Source organism: Myroides pelagicus, from assembly GCF_009711055.1.
Classification (GTDB): Bacteria; Bacteroidota; Bacteroidia; order Flavobacteriales; family Flavobacteriaceae; genus Flavobacterium; species Flavobacterium pelagicum.
Window position 1 is genome coordinate 27,525 of sequence record NZ_WMJY01000019.1, and the last position, 18,756, is coordinate 46,280.

An 18,756-nucleotide genomic window follows, 5' to 3' on the forward strand; every position below is an offset into this window, starting at 1 on the left:
CTAGGACGTTAATTAATTCTCACCTAACATTTCAACTTCTTCTGGAGTAATATCAACAATTGCATATGTTCCTATGTTTGCAATTGCCATCTCATCCAATATATCAATCAAATTATTATAAGTTGCGTTTTCACTAGCTTTAATAATTACGATTAATCCTTTCTCCACATCTTGTGAATAAGCTTTCGCTTCTTTATTTTTATTTAGTAAAATCTTACGAATCCCTTCTTTTCCATAAGTAGACTCTGTAGGACCTTCTAATGGTGTAGTGGGCATACCCATGAACCACTTCATTTTATTATCGCCTCCAATTAGAACTGTTAATGTACGATTCTCGTCAACCTTAATTTTTTCCTCTTGAGGAACTTCTTCAGATTTATCAGGCATCGCCAAGTTCATAGATTGAGGCTTATTCATTGAGGTAGTCAACATAAAGAACGTAATTAATAAGAACGCTAAGTCAACCATCGCAGTTAAATCTACTCCGGAATTCTGCTTCTTACTTCTTACTTTTTTCCCTTTATCGTCGCCACCTGTATTTAATTCAGCCATTTACAGTCTCTTTTAATGATTAAAAATCTTCATTTCTTAAACCAGTAACCAAGAAAAACTTGTTTACTCTTTGTTCCTGAAGAATGTCCATAACTTTTTTAACTTGCGGATAAGCCTCTTCAGCGTCTCCTTTGATAGCAACGTTTAAGACTAGGGAGTTTTTTTCTTTAGCAACAATACGTGCACATTGAACCCAATCTTTTAATTGATTATCTAGTGAATCTGTTGGTATACCTTTTTGTGCCGCACTTTGTTTAGTACGAACATCCGCTGGCAAACTCAAAAAGCCTTTTAATTCATTCATTGGAGATCCGATTCCTTCCAAATATGAAAATGCTTGCTTTTCTTCTTCACTAAAAGTCATATTGTAACGCTCTCCCATTTTTTCAAGGGTAGCTTTACGGTCTTCTTTTCCTAGCACTCCGAAGAACACTTTACCTTCACCGATTGTTACAGTTGCTAAATTACTCTCAGGTAATTTAGTTTGTACTGTTGAATTTGGTGTATCTACTGGTAATGGCTCCGGAAGTTTAGCTGTAGAAGTTAATACGAAGAAAGTTAAAAGTAAGAATGACACGTCACACATCGCGGTCATATCCACTCTCATACTTTTCTTTTTCATTTTACCTTTTGCCATTGATTAGATCTTTTGATTAAGTCTTGCTAACAAGTCTTAATACATTAATACTTTATTTAACTTAACTTCGAATTACTTTACTAACCCTTTGAATCTTCTGTAAGATTGAGTAATAGCAAATCCAGCCTCGTCAATAGAGTATGTTAATCTATCAATTTTAGTAGTAAATGAGTTATACATTACAATAGCTAATGTTGAAGTACCAATACCTGTTGCAGTACAAACTAACGCCTCAGAAATACCTGTTGCTAATGCTGCAGAGTCAGGAGTACCAGACGTTGCTAAAGCTGAGAACGCTTTAATCATACCTGTTACTGTACCTAATAATCCAACTAATGTACCAATTGATACTAATGTAGCCAATACAATCATATTTCTTTCTAACATTGGCATCTCTAATGTAGTAGCTTCTTCGATTTCTTTCTGAATCGCTTCTGTAGCTTCTTCACTATTGTATCCTTCTTTTTTCATTTCCTCATACTTGATCAATCCAGCTTTCACTACGTTAGCTACTGACCCTTTTTGAGCATCACATGCGTCCATTGCTTCGTTAATTTGTCCAGCATTGATTTTACCTTGGATATCTTGTACGAAAGCACTTACATTTCCTTTTCCTGATGCTTTAGAAATCACTAAGAATCTCTCGATTGAGAAAACTACAGTCATTGTTAATAATCCAATTAACGCAGCTACTACAATTCCTCCTTTATATACCATCCCTAAAAAGTTTCCAGGAAGTGGATGTCCATTTGGATCTCCATTTTCGAAGTTTGCAGGTGCTCCCATTACATACTTCCAGATAATGTATCCAAAGATTAAACAAAATGCAACTGCTAATGATGCAATTACTCTACTTGCTCCTGAACTAGAACTTTTTTTCTCAACTGATTCGTTTGATACGTTTGTCATCTTTTTAAAATTTAATTCTTTTTTTTTTCAATTATTACTTATTACTTTTTCTCTTTTAGAACTTATGAGAGTCGCAAATTTATGTTTTTACACGAAATAAAAAAATTAAAAAACACATTTTTAAATTTAATCCGTTTCATTTAACAATAAAATAATTTAACAACATCGTGTTAAAAGAAAATGTTAAGTCTAGGTAAAGATAACAACTCTTAATGAAATATTCCTTATGGAAATTTACACAACCTGCAACTTTAACATTTCTAAATTAAAGATTTTGTAATTTTACTCCACTTTATCTTTGGACTAAGGTATGAAAAATTTCACATTCCTAAATTGACTATGAAAACAGCGAACTTTTCTGAAACTATCCTTAATGGCTACTCTTGTAAAGGTGACTTTATCACCATTGGTACTGCTAAATTAGACAATACAATTCAAGCTGATCACTTTATTAATATCCCTTTAAAGACCATCAATAGACATGGACTTATAGCAGGTGCTACTGGTACTGGTAAAACAAAGACCATACAAGTTTTATCCGAACAACTATCTGCCAAAGGTATTCCGGTCTTAATGATGGATATAAAAGGGGATTTTAGTGGTATTGCGCAAGCTGGTACTGAAAATGACTTCATAAAAAATAGACATGCACAAATGAACTTGCCTTTTGTTCCTCAGGCTTTCCCTGTTGAGCTAATGTCTATCTCTGAACAAAACGGTGTTCGACTAAGAGCCACCCTTACTGAGTTTGGCCCTATCCTATTCAGTAGAATTCTAGAGTTAAACGACACACAAAGTGGTATTGTTTCTCTGATTTTTAAATACTGTGATGACAACCAGCTACCTCTACTAGATCTTAAAGATTTTAAAAAGACTCTACAGTATCTTACTAATGAAGGTAAACAAGAAATTGAAGCTGATTACGGAAGGATATCTGCTGCTTCCACTGGAGCTATTATTCGAAGATTAATTGAACTTGAACAACAAGGAGCTGATCTATTCTTTGGGGAACCTGCTTTTGATATTGCTGACTTAATGCGTGTAAACGACCAAGGACAAGGTTATATAAATATTCTTCGCCTTACAGATATTCAAGACAAGCCTAAACTGTTTTCTACCTTTATGCTTAACTTACTAGCTCAAGTTTATTCGCAAATGCCAGAACAAGGAGACAGCGGTCAACCTGAATTAGTTATTTTTATTGATGAAGCTCATTTAATCTTTAATGAAGCTAGCAAAACGTTGCTAAATCAAATCGAAACAATTATCAAACTAATTCGATCAAAAGGTATTGGTATCTATTTCATTACTCAGACACCTACGGATATTCCTAGTGGTGTACTTTCGCAATTAGGTTTGAAAATACAACATGCTTTACGCGCTTTTACTGAAAAAGACAGAAAAGCAATAAAAACGGCTTCTGAGAACTTCCCTTCAACCGAATTTTATACTACTAATGAAATTATTACTCAATTAGGTACTGGTGATGCTTTAGTTACCGCATTAAATGAGAAAGGAATCCCTACTCCTCTTGCCGTGTGTGCTTTGAGAGCTCCTATGAGTAGAATGGATATTTTATCCCCTGCTGAAATCAACACTATTATCAGTCACTCTAAACTTACTAAAAAGTATAATGAATATTTTGACAGAGAAAGTGCTTATGAAATTCTAACTGCAAAATTAAATCAGTTAGAAAACGAAAAAACGCAAACTAAGAAACCCACAAACAAAACCATTGAAAAATCAGAAAGCAGTGAATTGACCAAAGGGATTTTAAAAGTTGTTACAAGTGCTACATTTATCCGTGGTGCTTTTGGTATCCTAAGTAAAATACTAAACAGTAAAGGACGTAAATAGTCCTTTAATCAATAAAAAAGAGAAGCCGTTGCTTCTCTTTTTTATTACAATCTTTTCAATATTTCTTGCTCTATAAAACTTGAATCCCACAAAGACTCTATATTTTCAGTTGCCATAATCTCATCCATAATTTTGCGTTGTCTATCCCCCAACTCTAATGCTTGTACATAGCTATCAGAGCTAAATGTTACTCGGTCATACAAAGGCAACCATGAGTTTGGGTGCTTTTGTGCAAACCATACTTCAATCTGCTTTCGCAGTATAAACATAGCATCTGCTGTTGATTCACTCATTTCTTTAAAATTTCGATAAGATAACTCTGCTATAGCATCTCCATTAGGCTTCCTTTCTGTTTGGTAAATTTCAAATATAGTATCCCAATTGATTTCTTTTTGCTCTTCAATAATCTTATTCAATACATAGACATCTTCTAAACCTGCGTTTAATCCTTGTCCATAAAAAGGAACTACCGCATGAGCTGCATCGCCAATCAATGCCACTTTTCCTTCATACACCCAAGGAAAACATTTCATTGTTACTAATGAATTTACTGGATTTTCTTGATATGTTTTTACAAAACAGGGTATCAATTCCTTTATCTCCTGAAAATAGCGCTCAAAAAAAACGTCTACCTGTTCCGCTGTCTGAATAGCACTAAACGACACCTCTCCCTCATAAGGCATAAATAACGTACAAGTAAATGAGCCATCTGTATTTGCTAAAGCAATAAACATAAAGTCCTTTCTTGGCCAAATATGAAAATAATTCGGAAGTAATTTATATTTACCGAGATCATCTGCTTCTATAATAAATTCTTTATACCCCAAATGTAAATAGGATTGTTGGTATTCAAATCGGCTCTGTCTTTGCATTCTACCTCTAACACGAGAATACGCTCCATCTGCTCCAAAAATAACATCGTGAGCTATGCCTTTCCATTCATCTTTCTCAGTAGCTGCTGTATACAAGTATCCCTTGTCTAAATCAACATCCCACACAGGTGTATTAAAGTGAAAAACAACTCCATATCGCTCTGCTATCGCTATCAGTTCCTTATTTAGTTTTCCTCTCGAAATAGCCCATATTGCAGACTCACCATCAACACTATAAGGTTGTTTAACGATTTCTCCGTTTTCTGTATGTATAGCACGTTGATACATTGGTATTCCCAATGCCTTAACTTCTTTTTCAATTCCTATCTCTTTCAATATCTTCCAACCACGTGTTGACATAGCTAGGTTAATCGATCTTCCTTTAAAATCAATATTTCGAATATCAGGACTACGGTCATAAACTTCTACATCAAAGCCCTTTTTCTTTAAACTAATTGCTAATACTATTCCTACCAGGCCACTCCCCACTACTGCTATACTTTTCATCTACTTACTATTTATGTCAGCGTTTTACTATCTACCTAATAAAAAAATAAGAGCCCATAAAGGACTCTTATCTTTAAAAGATGCTATATTTTACTTTTGAAATACAATTTCATTCCCTACAGCTAAACCTTGTGATTTAGCAAAAGCTCCACACATGTGGAACAATAATCTAGCACCCACATTTCCATCCCAATCATCTTCTCCTGGTGCTACTTCTACTAAGTCCATTCCTATAATTTCCTTGCCTGATAAGGATAGACGAGTCAACATATAAGTTGCTTGTTCATAAGTTAAACCTCCTGCCACTGGAGTTCCTGTATTTGGACAATACCAAGCTAGCAACGCATCAATATCAAAACTAACGGCTACTTTCGCAGGTAGTGATTCGATTATCTGATCGCATTTTTGTTTCCATGACATTCCTTCAAATTCATCTTTCTTCAGATCAGCATCAGTATGTACTAACACACGTCCATTTGACGCTTGTACCACTGCTACTTCTTGCTCACAAAAATCGCGAATTCCAACTTGAACAATCTTTTTCACTGCTTCAATCTTCAAGGTATTAAACATAATTGATGCATGCGAATAGGTAAATCCTTCATAAGCATCGCGCAAATCCATATGTGCATCAAAGTGTAAGATACCAAATGAATCATGTACCTTAGCTAGTGAACGATAATACCCTAAAGGAGTACTGTGATCTCCTCCTAATAGGACTACCTTTTTTCCTTGCTTCATCCAGTAATCCACTCGCTCCTCTACTTCTTTATGCAACTGATCACAAGCTTTATTAATGGTGTTCAAATCTTGTTGGAGCTCTTCTTCTTGACGAATATCTACACCATTCTCTAAAGCTTCAATGATAGGCTGTGCTAATGCTTTAAATTCTTCACTATTATTCAACCAATGTGCTGGAGCCTCGTCAAAATAAATTCCTAATTTCCATAAATCAGGGTATTGCTGATGAAGTAAATCCACTTGATAAGATGCTTCCAAAATTGCCTCTGGTCCTTCAGATGCTCCTGCTCCATAACTCACTGTTACCTCCCAAGGCACAGGTACTACTACTATTTCACTTTCTTCCGATGTGAATGGAAGACCATATATTGTCGCGTCTGCTAATCCTGGTTGTGAAGGATCAAAGCTGTCTATCTTTTGCTGTTTCGTTGACATTGCGTTTACTAATTTATTTCTGCAAATTTATAACTATAATTTTATCTCCCTATAGCCGATCAAGCTATATTTCTTTGCTTGATTGGATCAAGATTTGTCCAAAGTTGTAAATATCCTCATATGAGGTGTAAAACGGAACTGGAGCGAGGCGAACAACATTAGGTTCACGCCAATCTACAATAACCCCATTCTTCATTAAATAATTAAACAAATTTTTCCCTTTTCCATGTAAAAATACAGACAACTGACTCCCTCTTTCCTCTGGTTGTTCTGGTGTTATGATCTCATACGTCGTATTTTCTTGCTTTGCAATATCTGCTAACACAAAAGCTAAATACGCTGTTATTCTATCTCTTTTAGCGATAAGCGCCTCCATTCCTACCTCTTCAAAGAGCTGTAAAGACGCTAGATAAGGAGCCAAACTTAAAATAGGAGGATTGCTTATTTGCCAACCATTAGCATTGGTTATCGGATCAAAAGTTTGCTCCATCAAAAAACGCCTTTCCTTGTTGTGTCCCCACCAACCACCTATGCGATTCAAAGAGGTATCACTGTGATAGCGTTCATGTATAAAACACCCTGAAGCATTACCAGGCCCCGCATTCATATATTTATAACTGCACCAAGCAGCAAAATCAACATTCCACTCGTGTAGATCCAGCGCTATATTTCCGGCCGCATGGGCTAAATCCCAGCCTACTATTGCTCCTTTAGCCTGTGCATAAGCCGTTATTTCCTTCATAGGCAACACTTGCCCTGTATAATAGTTTATTCCCCCCATAAAAACCAATGCCAATTCATCGCCTACCTCATCTATTGTAGCCAACACATCTTCCAATCGCAAATTGTGTTCTCCTGGTCTGCGCTTAACCTCTACGATGGCTTTTGATGGATTAATCCCTACAGAGGCTAAATGTGTTTGCAGTAAATATTGATCACTTGGAAAAGCTTTTTCTTCACAGATAACTTTATATCGAGTTGTCGTTGGTTTGTAAAATGAAACTAAAAGCAAATGTAAATTGACCGTCAATGTATTCATTACAGTAATTTCTGAAGGCAGTGCTCCCACTACTTTTGCCAGAGGAGTACACAAGCGCTCGTGGTAATCCCACCACGGCTTATGTGCATAAAAGTGTCCTTCTACAGCCAATTCAGCCCAATCTTTCATCACCTCATTTACATAATCAACAGCTATCTTTGGTTGTAGTCCTAATGAATTTCCTGTAAAATAGATTACAGACTTCCCATTAACCTTCGGAAAATTAAACACCTCTTTATAATTAGCTAATGGATCTTGTAAATCGAGTTGTTTTGCAAAGTGCAAAGTATTTTCAAATGTCATAATTGGTCTTTTTTAGTTTTTATAAATATACTATTTTTCGCTTAATCCTATCATATTCACTACAAACGAAAAAACCAGCTTAATCAACTGATTAAACTGGTTTTTCTATTTGTAAGAAAACTATTGCTTACTATAGGATTAGCATTGCATCTCCGTAAGAATAGAATTTATAATTCTCTTTAACTGCTAAATCGTAAGCTTTCATCATTAAATCATGTCCACAAAAAGCAGAAATCATCATCAACAGTGTTGACTTAGGCATATGGAAATTAGTTACCATACAATTTGCAATACTGAAATCATAAGGAGGGAAGATAAACTTATTTGTCCAACCTACGAATGGGTTCAATGTTTGGTTTGAAGAAACTGAACTTTCTAAAGCGCGCATACATGTCGTACCAATAGCACAAACACGTTTCTTATTTAACTTCGCTTCATTCACAGTATCACAACATTCTTGGTTTACAAACATTTCTTCCGAATCCATTTTATGTTTTGATAAATCCTCTACCTCTACTGGATTAAATGTTCCTAATCCAATGTGTAAAGTCACCTCAGCAAATTTTACTCCCTTAATCTCTAAACGCTTCATTAAATGCTTTGAGAAGTGTAGCCCTGCTGTTGGAGCTGCTACTGCACCTTCTTCTGTTGCATAGATTGTTTGATATCTATCTGCATCTTCTGGTACTACTTCTCTATTGATATATTTAGGAATTGGTGTTTCTCCTAATTCTTGTAATTTGAATCTGAAATCTTCATAAGATCCATCGTATAAAAAGCGTAATGTTCTACCTCTTGACGTCGTGTTGTCAATCACCTCTGCCACTAGTGAATCATCATCACCAAAATACAATTTATTTCCAATACGTATTTTACGAGCTGGATCAACTAAAACATCCCATAGACGTTGCTCTGCATTAAGCTCTCTTAATAAGAATACCTCAATTCTAGCCCCAGTCTTTTCTTTGTTTCCGTAAAGACGTGCAGGAAATACTTTCGTGTTGTTTAACACCATTACATCTCCTTCGTCAAAATAGTCGATTAAGTCTTTAAATAATTTATGTTCTATGTTTCCAGTTTTACGGTCTACTACCATTAAACGTGCCTCATCTCTATTCTCAGATGGGAACTCTGCTAATAACTCAGCTGGCAAATCAAAATTAAAGTTTGATAACTTCATCGAATACGCTTTTAATATTTTAATTACACAAAGACTTTTGCAATTGCAAAAATAGTCTGCAAATATACAATCTCAATATAGGGGTTGTCAAGTATTTGATCACTTTTTTCTTTTTCCCTTATTGTTCTTCTACTTGGAAACCTATCTTTTGGAGGTCTTGCCAATATTTTATATAGGATTTCGTAACTACTTCTGCCTCATTTATCACTATTGGCACTTTTAATGCCAGAGGTGCAAAAGCTAAAGCCATACGATGATCTTGATAGGTATCGATTGTTACCATCGCTTGAAGACAATCAGCCTTTTCAATCTGCAAACTAGCCTCATTTATCGTCACCTCTGCACCCAACTTCGTTAATTCGTTTTGCAATGCTAACAAGCGGTCTGTCTCTTTTATCTTTAAAGTATGTAACCCTGTCAATGTACAAGATACCCCTAATCCAAAACAACTTACTGCAATCGTCTGTGCTAAATCGGGGGTTTCAATTAAGTCCGCCTGAAAATCTGACTTTGCTTCTGCTACTTTTGTCAATTGTACAATATCATCTACTGTATACTGCGTATCAACACCCAGTTGCTCATATAAGAAAGCAACCTTACTATCTCCTTGTAAACTATTTTTCTTATAACTCTTTAGTCGAATAGTCGTTCCAACTGGCGATAAAGCTATCATAGAATAAAAATAAGAAGCTGATGACCAGTCTGACTCTACAGTAAAATGAGTAGATGCTACCTGCTGAATTGGTTTTACAACAATACTATTCTCTTCAAAGTGTGTCTGCGCTCCCAATTGGTCTAACAACTGCAATGTCATCTCTATATAAGGCCTAGAGGTAATATCACCTATTAAATCTAGTGTTACTCCCTCAGAAAGTTTCGCTCCTATCAACATCAGTGCAGTGATGTATTGGCTACTTATATTTGCGGGTAGTGTAATATTTCCTCCTCTGGAGACATGACCTTTTATACGAAGAGGTGGATACCCTTCTTTTTTTTCGTAAGTAATGTCTGCTCCCAATTGCTTTAATGCATCTACTAATACTCCTATCGGTCTTTCCTGCATGCGGTTACTACCCGTAAGTGTCAAGTGACGTTCTGTACACAAAGCGTAATAGGCCGTCAAAAAACGCATCGTAGTTCCTGCATGATGCACATCTATCACATCACCCGTAGAGGCTAATGCACGCTGCATCGCCTGAACATCATCTGCGTCAGAAATATTATCAATGATTAAATCATCAAAAAGCTCTTGTAGAATCAACAATCGATTACTCTCAGATTTACTACCTGATATAACAACTTGTTGATCCGAAGTCAATCGAATGTGAGGAAGTAATACTTTCACTATAATCTAGTATTTTGTTTATTTTAATTTTTCATTATTGTGATGACGATCGTGATCACGTTTGGTTTTCAAGTCCATCTTTTTATCAAAAGCTTCTTGTAAATTCACTCCTGTCTGATTAGCTAAACACATCACGACAAATACTACATCTGCCAACTCCTCTCCTAAATCTTTATTTTTATCGCTCTCTTTTTCGGACTGCTCTCCATAGCGTCTAGCGATAATACGAGCAACCTCTCCTACTTCCTCTGTCAGTTGAGCCATATTCGTCAATTCATTAAAATAACGAACTCCATGTTCTTTAATCCAGTTATCTACTGCTTGCTGTGCGTCTTGTATATTCATTTCTTTACTTTTTTTTAAATATTAGTTTCTTTATCCACTTATCGTAAATGATCATTAATGCCATAAAGATGACATACTTTACAACGAAATTCATTAAACAAATCTCATCTCCAGAAAAAGCACAACTCACTTCATCTGAAATAAACCACGTTAATACCACATAGATTATGGTAAAAAAACTATATTTCACTAATGTATTCATTATTCTTTATTTTGTGTATCTATACTAATAGTAACTGGTCCATCATTCAGCAATCGCACTTTCATATCTGCACCAAACATTCCTGTCTGTACTTGCTTTCCTAGATCCTCTTCAACTTTTTTGACGAATTGCTCATACATCGGAATAGCAAAGTCTGGCTTTGCTGCCCGAATATACGAAGGCCTATTTCCTTTTTTTGTCGAAGCGTGCAAAGTAAACTGACTAACCACGAGTATCTCTCCTCCGATATCTTTCACTGACTTATTCATTACTCCTTCTTCATCTTCAAAAATGCGTAAATTAACTATCTTTCCGGACAACCAATCAATATCTTGTTGTGTATCGATTTCTTCAATACCCACCAATACTAATAGCCCCTGACTAATCTGACCGATAACGTTTCCGTCAACGGTAACTGATGCTTCCTGCACACGTTGTATTACTGTTCTCAATCTATTTTACTTTTTTTGTATCTATACAAACTTACTATTTTCATTATTTGCTCCCTTTTAAATTTTATTTAAAAAGAAGTTTAGAAACCATTTATTCCTTTTACAACAACTAATCTATGCGTTCAATGACCACTTGCTCCTGTAGTTTCTCAAACAATAACTGATACATCTCTCTAACTTTCGAATATTGAGAGGCAGCTATTTCAACAGTTTTTTTTCCAACTAACAACACAGCTTCCACTGTCTCTTTTTTATCCGTGTATTTTAATTTGAATGACAATCCATTTTCCTGATTTTTCCATTCTTTATCAGAAGGAAGCTCTACTACTCTGTATCCTTCCGGTAATTTTAATTGGACACTGTAAGTATATGTATTAGGATAAGCAAAATTAACAGGAAATTTCCTTTCTAAAGATTCAAATGGATTTACCTTCACATCATAAAACTGAAACAAATTTATAAACTGTTTATTCCCAAAATTAAATGTTGCATTAGCCTTAGACAGCTCAAAAGCAATACGTGTTTTATTTACCGAAGCAGTAGTCTGCTTTTTAAAGTCTAAAGCAGAAATTCGTGCGCCTCCTAAAGTGTATTCTAAACCTCTTTTGAAAAAGAATTCACCTGCTTGATTCATGCGCTCTCTAATGAATATAGACTCATAATTATCATAAGTATAAACTCCACCTCCACTAATTATACCCGCTGCACTCAAAGATAACTGGTAAAGCTCTTGTCGATTAGATAAAATCGTAGGCGTAAGACGTAAACTTACATTAACTCCGTTCTCTTTAATCATAACAGCTTCGTCATTTAGATTGTCAATAGGAATAATCCCTAGAGACGACTGCTTACTCGATGCATCTAATGTATAATATTGTCCCTCTACTTTAATCAAAGCAAGCAAGGTATTGAAGTAGACTGATTGCCAATCGCGTTGCTTACCTGCACTTCGCGTACGAACCAATAATGGATTTGCCTCTATACCTGTATACCTCAACATCGAAACCAGAATCATATTAATATCTGCCGAGTTTCCTGTTCCTTTGTAGAAGGCAGTTTTTACCCTCTCTTGTGGATAGATACTATACATACCGTTCCAAGTTACTTTGTCTTGAACAAAGGCTAATAACTCTGCACTTCTGTCCAGCTCATTTTTTAATTGTAACTCTTCTACATTTAATAGTTTTCGGTAATACTTATCTTCTTCTATATTCTTCCAAAAACGCTTATCTTTCTGAAACGCCTCTATAAAGCTCTTTTGGTTCACTAAAACCTCTTGCTCCTTCATCCCTGGAAACTTCACCGTCTTCAAATCAAAACGAACCTGATCTTTATAATTCAAGACATTATCCATATACGCCTCCTCTTCAAATGCAGCCACCTCTTTCACTTGCATAACCTTCACTAGAGATTTGACCTTACTTCCTCCTAGCAGACTACCTCCATATCTCACGTCTTCTTCCTTCTCAGTACTCTGTATCTTATTTTGACCATATTGATACATCTGATAGGTAAAATATTCGGGCACACGCAGTGAATATGTAGATACTATTTTAGGCAATTCTCCTTGGATTTCCCATTGAGGTAATACATCTAGATTCTCACTTACTTTGGTGTAGCGATAGACAATAATGCTACCCGCTTTAATATCTTTAAACGTCACTGTCCATTCGCGAAAGTCATCTGCCTCCTTATTCAGTGTATAATCTTTATTGGTCAGCTTGCGTTTCACTATTTCATTACCTTGTAAACTGTAAATCAACACCTCTTCAATAACTGCATCTTCTTTATACACACCCTTAACAAAATAAGAGACGCGAAAAGCTACCTTATCTAAGCTTGTAGAGTTATATACTTTTACTTTTCTCTTGACCTCGTGACCAACAACATAATTACCATCGTAATTATTAATATCAAATAGCACATTTATTTGCTCATCAAGAACTACAGCCTCTGCTTCTGGAAAGAGTACATTCTTTGTCTCTAGTAATTCTTGCTTAGTTACCTCATCTGTATTTTCTTGTCCTTGAACACTAAAAGTGCTAAGCAAAAACAAGCTAATCATTACAATATACTTCATATAAACGATCCTTTTCAATGAAAGTAGAAAAGTACGTCATTCTATACTAAAAACAAAGTACAAGACTTGAGTTATCTTGTGCTTTTATCTTACTTGATGTCAACAAAAAATATGTAATCTAACAAATATTCCCGGTATTAGCCATAACCTTTTCAATTGAGCTCTTTTTGTCTTCTTAATATCCTTATTTGTTGCCAAGATTGAGGTATTCTTGCAGTATACCTGCACTATAGCCCCAAAAAGGACTTCCTTGGCAAGAAAAGGTCAAGCATACTGCACTCATTCTGCTCGAATCTCTCCACATACACGGACAATAAATCTAATTTTCATAAATCACTAGATGTAACTCCGTAAAACACCTCTTAGGAATTTGGTTCGAACAAATCAAAAAAAATTGCCTTAACTAAAACATAACTAACTCTATATAAATTAAATATAGCAAAATTAAAAGTCATTTTTAACTATCTTACGATTAACGCACAGCTATTTTCAAACTAATCTTAACTACAACTTCACGTTAAGAAAAGAACTTTTTTCAAGATAATTTACCCTTTAAATTGAAATTATATTTTTCACAACAACCTCATTAATAGACACAGATCTTCTAATATGTTACTTATTTTAGCTTCGTAAACGCCATACTTTACCAGTACAAAATAAAAGCAGAACAGCGAATAATTAACATAATTATAAAGTAAAAAATCTCTTGTGAGAAATTAAAAAACAATAAGCTCTTGGAGAATATCTATGAAGGTATTTACATTATAAAAACTGTCTGCTGAGTTTTGATCTGGTCTTGTACGTAAAAGGCAACGTCTGAAATAAGAAAAAACATCTTTAAACAAAAAAACCAAGACTATTCGTCTTGGTTTTTTCCATCTTTATAAACATCTGTTCGATAGTTCTCTTCTTCTCCATCAAGGATTTGAATATAACTCTTGTACCTCGACCAAGACAATAAATCATCGTCTAAAGCTTCCTTAACGGCACAATAAGGTTCTTCTCTATGCAAACAATTATTAAACTTACACTGATCTTTTAAAGCAAAGAATTCAGGAAAATAATCTCCCACTTCTTGAGGTTCCATATCTACAATTCCGAAACCTCTAATACCAGGTGTATCAATAATCTGTGCGTCAAATGATAATTCAAACATTTCAGCAAAAGTAGTTGTATGTTGCCCTTGTTGGTGTTGCTCAGAGATCTTAGCTGTCTTTAAATTAAGTCCAGGTTCAATGGCATTAATCAACGTAGACTTTCCTACTCCAGAATGTCCAGAAAACATTGAGACATTCCCCTTCATACGCTCTTTTATTTCATCAATCCCCTTACCTGTCAAAGCAGACACACGTAAACACTCATAACCAATCTGGCTATATAGATACTGTAAATAAAGCTGCTCATCTAAAGCTTCTTCAGAAAAAGTATCAACTTTATTAAACACCAAAATTGTCTTGATGCCATAGGCTTCTGCAGTCACTAAGAAGCGATCGATAAAACTAGTGGTCGTCACGGGATTGTCAATAGTAACAATCAAAAACAAAATATCAATATTAGAAGCAATAATGTGTACTTGTTTTGATAAGTTTACCGATTTACGGACAATGTAATTTTTTCGAGGCTCGATCACATTAATCACCCCAGTAGTTACATCGTTATTCGTCTCTAACTCGAACTGCACATGGTCGCCAACTGCTAAAGGATTTGTACTCTTAATTCCTTTGATACGGAACTTCCCTTTAATACGGCAGTCATAAAACTCACCTTCTTCACTTTTAACCGAATACCAACTACCTGTTGATTTGTAAACGATTCCCTTCATACTTAACTTTTAGCTTACTTATTCTTATTTATTAATAATCTTATCTTGTCTATGGATAGATTCCTGGTGAATAGCCGTATAAATATTGGTAATAAACTCTTCTGTAAATCCAATATGTTTACCTTCTTCCTGCATCTTATCCAAAATTTTAGTCCATCTATCTTGTTGGAATACAGCTACGTTCTTTTCTTTCTTTAACATACCAATTGCATCCGAAATTGCCATACGTTTTCTTAACAAGTCCAATAACTTACTATCCATATCGTTAATCTGAATACGCAAGCCTTGAATACGCTGTAAGAAATCTTCTGTATCATCAGTCACATTTCTAACCTTTAAACTAGCGATGATATCAGATAGTTGTTCAGGCGTTACTTGTTGAGCGGCATCACTCCAAGCATTTTCAGGATCACAATGTGTTTCAATCATTAATCCCTCAAAGTTCAAATCAAGTGCCTGTTGAGATACTCCTAGAATCTTATTTCTATTCCCTGTAATATGCGATGGATCACAGAAAATTGGAATATTTGGCAAATGTAACTTTAAATCTAATGGTATTTGCCATTCTGGATTATTTCTATACTTAGTTTTTTCATAAGTACTAAATCCTCTGTGGATTACACCTAATTTTTTAATTCCAGCTTTAGCAAGGCGTTCAACGCCTCCCATCCATAACGCTAAATCTGGATTAACAGGGTTTTTAATTAAGACAATTTTATCTGTCCCTTGCAAAGCATCTGCTAATTCCTGAACAGCGAAAGGATTTACAGCAGTACGCGCACCGATCCACAAAATGTCGATATCGTGCTCTAAACACAACTGTACATGTTCTGCTGTAGCAACTTCAGTTGCTAATAGCATACCAGTTTCGGCTTTTACCTGTTGCAACCATTTTAATCCAATGGCTCCAACACCTTCAAATCCACCTGGACGAGTACGAGGCTTCCATATTCCGGCGCGATAGACTTTTACCTCTTTGGGTAAAGATTTCGCAATTCTCATAACTTGTTCTGGTGTTTCTGCACTACAAGGTCCCGCTATTATAGCTGGGTTTTGTCCCTGAAATAAAGACAACCAATCCTTGTTTACATCTAGTTTTTCCATTGGTTTAAATTTTTAATTACATTACTAACGATTTTAATTGAGTGTAAATTACAATATAATACTCAAAAAAGGATTACAATTTACACTAAAGAATTAGATAATTGTGTTTTAAAATCATTTATTATTTATAAATAAGTACTTTTAACCCATAAATCAATAAAACGAAACAAATGACTTTATTAACCTTTACCCTAATCATGTTCTTAGGTGCATTTGCTGCAGGGTTTATAGGATCGTTGTCTGGTTTAGGAGGAGGGATTATTATCATTCCTCTACTATCTGTCTTTTTAGGCGTAGATATGCACTATGCAATAGGAACAGCCTTAGTAGCCGTGATTGCCACCTCATCGGGTTCAGCATCTGCTTACGTCAAAGAAGGGATTACCAATATGCGTCTTGGAATGTTTCTAGAAATGGCAACCACAGCAGGAGCCGTAGCAGGAGCCATTATTTCAACGAATGCACCGACCTCAATTCTCGCAGTAATCTTTGGTATCACACTAACTTTTTCAGCCATTAACTCCCTTCGCAAAAAAGAAGATCACTTAGTTTTACCAAACGAATCTTCTAAATTAGCTACTCAACTAAAATTAAACAGTAACTACCCTACGCCTACTGGAGAGAAAGTTCACTATGGTATGAAAAATATTCTCGGTGGATTTAGCATGATGGGACTAGCAGGTATGATGTCAGGACTTTTGGGAATAGGGTCAGGAGCCTTTAAGGTTATTGCCATGGATACTATAATGAAAGTTCCTTTTAAAGTATCGACAACGACAAGCAACTTCATGATGGGAGTAACCGCTATAGCAAGCTCAGTCATCTACTTACAAAAAGGATATATCAAACCAAGCATTTGTATGCCTGTCATCATCGGTGTTCTACTAGGTGCAATGGCAGGAGCAAAAGTACTGATGAAAGCCAATCCTAAAAAACTAAAGACCTTCTTCGCTTTCCTTATTCTAGCTTTAGCAATTAATATGATGTACAATGGAATAATGGGTAACCTCTAAAGCAATTCAAATGAAAAAAATCAACGATATAGATCTTCAAACTATCTTGGGCAATGTCTTAAGATATGGGGTATGGACAGCTTTATCTGTAGCATTATTAGGAGGTGTACTAGTTTTATTTACGCAATCCAATAATACAGTGGACTTTTCCTCGTTTATTGAACAGGATCACAATCTATTTCAAGTCATTGAAAATGTACTTATGAACGTCTCAAAAGGAAATGGAGAAGCAATTATCTTTTTAGGTATTCTCTTGTTATTTTTGACACCTGCCTTGCGATTAGTTCTTTCACTAGTAGCTTTCATCTTAGAAAAAGATTGGATGTATGTCATTATTTCCTTGATCGTCATCGGTATTATTACCCTTAGCGTTTCTCTCGGATTTTCACATTAAATATTTAATTTTGTTACACCTAAAAAACAATAGTACAAAATGTCTCTACAAGTCAAGAATATAACAAAACAATATGGCGATCAAAAAGCATTAGACAATATTAGCTTCTCGATTCCCAATGGACAAATTGTTGGTTTCCTTGGCCCCAATGGTGCTGGTAAATCAACACTGATGAAAATTCTAACGACTTATGTCCACAGTGATAGTGGACAAGCCCTAGTCAATGATTTTGATGTTGAAACACAAGCGAGAAATGTACAGAAGTCTATTGGTTATCTACCAGAGCACAACCCTCTATACTTAGACATGTACATCCGTGAATACTTAAAGTTTAATGCTGATATCTACAAGGTAAAAAAAGAACGCATAGAAGAAGTCATTGAACTGACAGGACTAACACCCGAAGCTCATAAAAAAATAGGACAACTATCTAAAGGATATAGACAGCGTGTTGGCTTAGCTACAGCACTACTACACGATCCTGAAGTACTGATCTTAGATGAGCCAACAACAGGATTAGACCCTAATCAATTAGTAGAGATTCGCGAACTGATCAAATCAATCGGCAAGAATAAAACTGTTTTTTTATCTACACATATTATGCAAGAAGTAGAGGCAATCTGTGAACGCGTAATCATAATCAACAAAGGTAAAATTGTCGCAGATCAAATACTCACTTCCCTATTAGAACAGCAAAATGAACAAGTCATCGCTGTAGAATTTGACTTTAAAATAGAAATACAATTCATTAATCGAATTCCAGATTTAATCCAAGCAAATCACATACACGATACCCAATGGGAACTTGTCTTCCCTGTTGGAAAAGACTATCGTACAACGGTCTATGACTTCGCTTCAGATAACGGATTAAAAACCTTATCTATGCAAGTAAAAAATAAGAACTTAGAAGGTTTGTTCAGAGAGATTACTCAACAATAAAATATCTAAAAAAGAGGCTATCTATTCC

Annotated in this window: 18 protein-coding genes; 4 read left to right on the forward strand and 14 right to left on the reverse strand. The window is 35.3% G+C overall.

The annotated features are described in order from the left end of the window. Positions 1–12 precede the first annotated feature (12 nt). The 3 genes from GJV77_RS09325 to GJV77_RS09335 all read right to left on the reverse strand — a co-directional run bounded on the left by GJV77_RS09325 (position 13) and on the right by GJV77_RS09335 (position 2,098). Positions 13–552 (reverse strand): ExbD/TolR family protein, encoded by a 540-nt coding sequence (locus tag GJV77_RS09325; RefSeq protein WP_155036098.1) that lies wholly within the window; start codon positions 550–552, stop codon positions 13–15. A 19-nt stretch (positions 553–571) separates the two neighbouring features. Further along, positions 572–1,189, reverse strand: a complete 618-nt coding sequence (locus GJV77_RS09330) for an ExbD/TolR family protein (RefSeq protein WP_155036099.1) — start codon at positions 1,187–1,189, stop codon at positions 572–574. A 72-nt stretch (positions 1,190–1,261) separates the two neighbouring features. Next, positions 1,262–2,098, reverse strand: coding sequence for a MotA/TolQ/ExbB proton channel family protein (locus GJV77_RS09335; RefSeq protein ID WP_155036100.1), 837 nt, complete (start codon positions 2,096–2,098; stop codon positions 1,262–1,264). 339 nt (positions 2,099–2,437) lie between these two features. Here GJV77_RS09335 and GJV77_RS09340 point away from each other — a divergent pair, with 339 nt between their 5' ends. After that, on the forward strand, positions 2,438–3,955 hold the full coding sequence (locus GJV77_RS09340; RefSeq protein WP_155036101.1) for a helicase HerA-like domain-containing protein: 1,518 nt from the start codon (positions 2,438–2,440) through the stop codon (positions 3,953–3,955). Between the two features lie 44 nt (positions 3,956–3,999). Here GJV77_RS09340 and GJV77_RS09345 read toward each other — a convergent pair whose 3' ends face one another. From GJV77_RS09345 to GJV77_RS09395, 11 genes are all read right to left on the reverse strand, one after another. Next, positions 4,000–5,334, reverse strand: coding sequence for an FAD-dependent oxidoreductase (locus GJV77_RS09345; RefSeq protein WP_155036102.1), 1,335 nt, complete (start codon positions 5,332–5,334; stop codon positions 4,000–4,002). A gap of 90 nt (positions 5,335–5,424) precedes the next feature. After that, entirely contained in the window at positions 5,425–6,510 is a 1,086-nt protein-coding gene (locus GJV77_RS09350) for an agmatinase family protein (RefSeq protein WP_155036103.1), read from the reverse strand. A 64-nt stretch (positions 6,511–6,574) separates the two neighbouring features. Then, positions 6,575–7,852, reverse strand: coding sequence for a kynureninase (gene kynU, locus GJV77_RS09355; protein ID WP_155036104.1), 1,278 nt, complete (start codon positions 7,850–7,852; stop codon positions 6,575–6,577). A gap of 130 nt (positions 7,853–7,982) precedes the next feature. Further along, entirely contained in the window at positions 7,983–9,032 is a 1,050-nt protein-coding gene (gene queA / locus GJV77_RS09360; RefSeq protein ID WP_155036105.1) for a tRNA preQ1(34) S-adenosylmethionine ribosyltransferase-isomerase QueA, read from the reverse strand. Between the two features lie 118 nt (positions 9,033–9,150). After that, on the reverse strand, positions 9,151–10,377 hold the full coding sequence (locus GJV77_RS09365; RefSeq protein WP_162521600.1) for a 3-phosphoshikimate 1-carboxyvinyltransferase: 1,227 nt from the start codon (positions 10,375–10,377) through the stop codon (positions 9,151–9,153). An 18-nt stretch (positions 10,378–10,395) separates the two neighbouring features. Next, positions 10,396–10,722 carry a nucleotide pyrophosphohydrolase gene (locus GJV77_RS09370; RefSeq protein WP_155036106.1) on the reverse strand — a complete coding sequence of 109 codons (327 nt, stop codon included), beginning with the start codon at positions 10,720–10,722 and terminating at the stop codon, positions 10,396–10,398. Between the two features lie 4 nt (positions 10,723–10,726). Next, complete coding sequence (locus GJV77_RS09375) at positions 10,727–10,924, reverse strand: hypothetical protein (RefSeq protein ID WP_155036107.1); 198 nt, start codon at positions 10,922–10,924, stop codon at positions 10,727–10,729. Then, positions 10,924–11,376 carry a D-aminoacyl-tRNA deacylase gene (gene dtd / locus GJV77_RS09380; protein WP_155036108.1) on the reverse strand — a complete coding sequence of 151 codons (453 nt, stop codon included), beginning with the start codon at positions 11,374–11,376 and terminating at the stop codon, positions 10,924–10,926. The genes GJV77_RS09375 and dtd overlap by 1 nt, the downstream gene beginning before the upstream one ends. Positions 11,377–11,485: 109 nt before the next feature. After that, positions 11,486–13,456, reverse strand: coding sequence for a hypothetical protein (locus GJV77_RS09385; protein WP_155036109.1), 1,971 nt, complete (start codon positions 13,454–13,456; stop codon positions 11,486–11,488). An 856-nt stretch (positions 13,457–14,312) separates the two neighbouring features. Further along, on the reverse strand, positions 14,313–15,278 hold the full coding sequence (gene rsgA, locus GJV77_RS09390; protein ID WP_155036110.1) for a ribosome small subunit-dependent GTPase A: 966 nt from the start codon (positions 15,276–15,278) through the stop codon (positions 14,313–14,315). A gap of 24 nt (positions 15,279–15,302) precedes the next feature. Next, positions 15,303–16,382 carry a chorismate mutase gene (locus GJV77_RS09395; RefSeq protein WP_155036111.1) on the reverse strand — a complete coding sequence of 360 codons (1,080 nt, stop codon included), beginning with the start codon at positions 16,380–16,382 and terminating at the stop codon, positions 15,303–15,305. Positions 16,383–16,552: 170 nt separating this feature from the next. On the opposite strand from GJV77_RS09395, the gene GJV77_RS09400 reads away from it, so the two are divergent. From GJV77_RS09400 to gldA, 3 genes are read left to right on the forward strand one after another with little or no spacing between them, the layout of a single operon-like run. Beyond that, positions 16,553–17,395, forward strand: coding sequence for a sulfite exporter TauE/SafE family protein (locus GJV77_RS09400; protein WP_155036112.1), 843 nt, complete (start codon positions 16,553–16,555; stop codon positions 17,393–17,395). Between the two features lie 10 nt (positions 17,396–17,405). Next, entirely contained in the window at positions 17,406–17,789 is a 384-nt protein-coding gene (locus tag GJV77_RS09405; protein WP_155036113.1) for a DUF1634 domain-containing protein, read from the forward strand. 39 nt (positions 17,790–17,828) lie between these two features. After that, positions 17,829–18,728 carry a gliding motility-associated ABC transporter ATP-binding subunit GldA gene (gene gldA / locus GJV77_RS09410; protein ID WP_155036114.1) on the forward strand — a complete coding sequence of 300 codons (900 nt, stop codon included), beginning with the start codon at positions 17,829–17,831 and terminating at the stop codon, positions 18,726–18,728. The last annotated feature ends 28 nt before the right edge of the window (positions 18,729–18,756 follow it).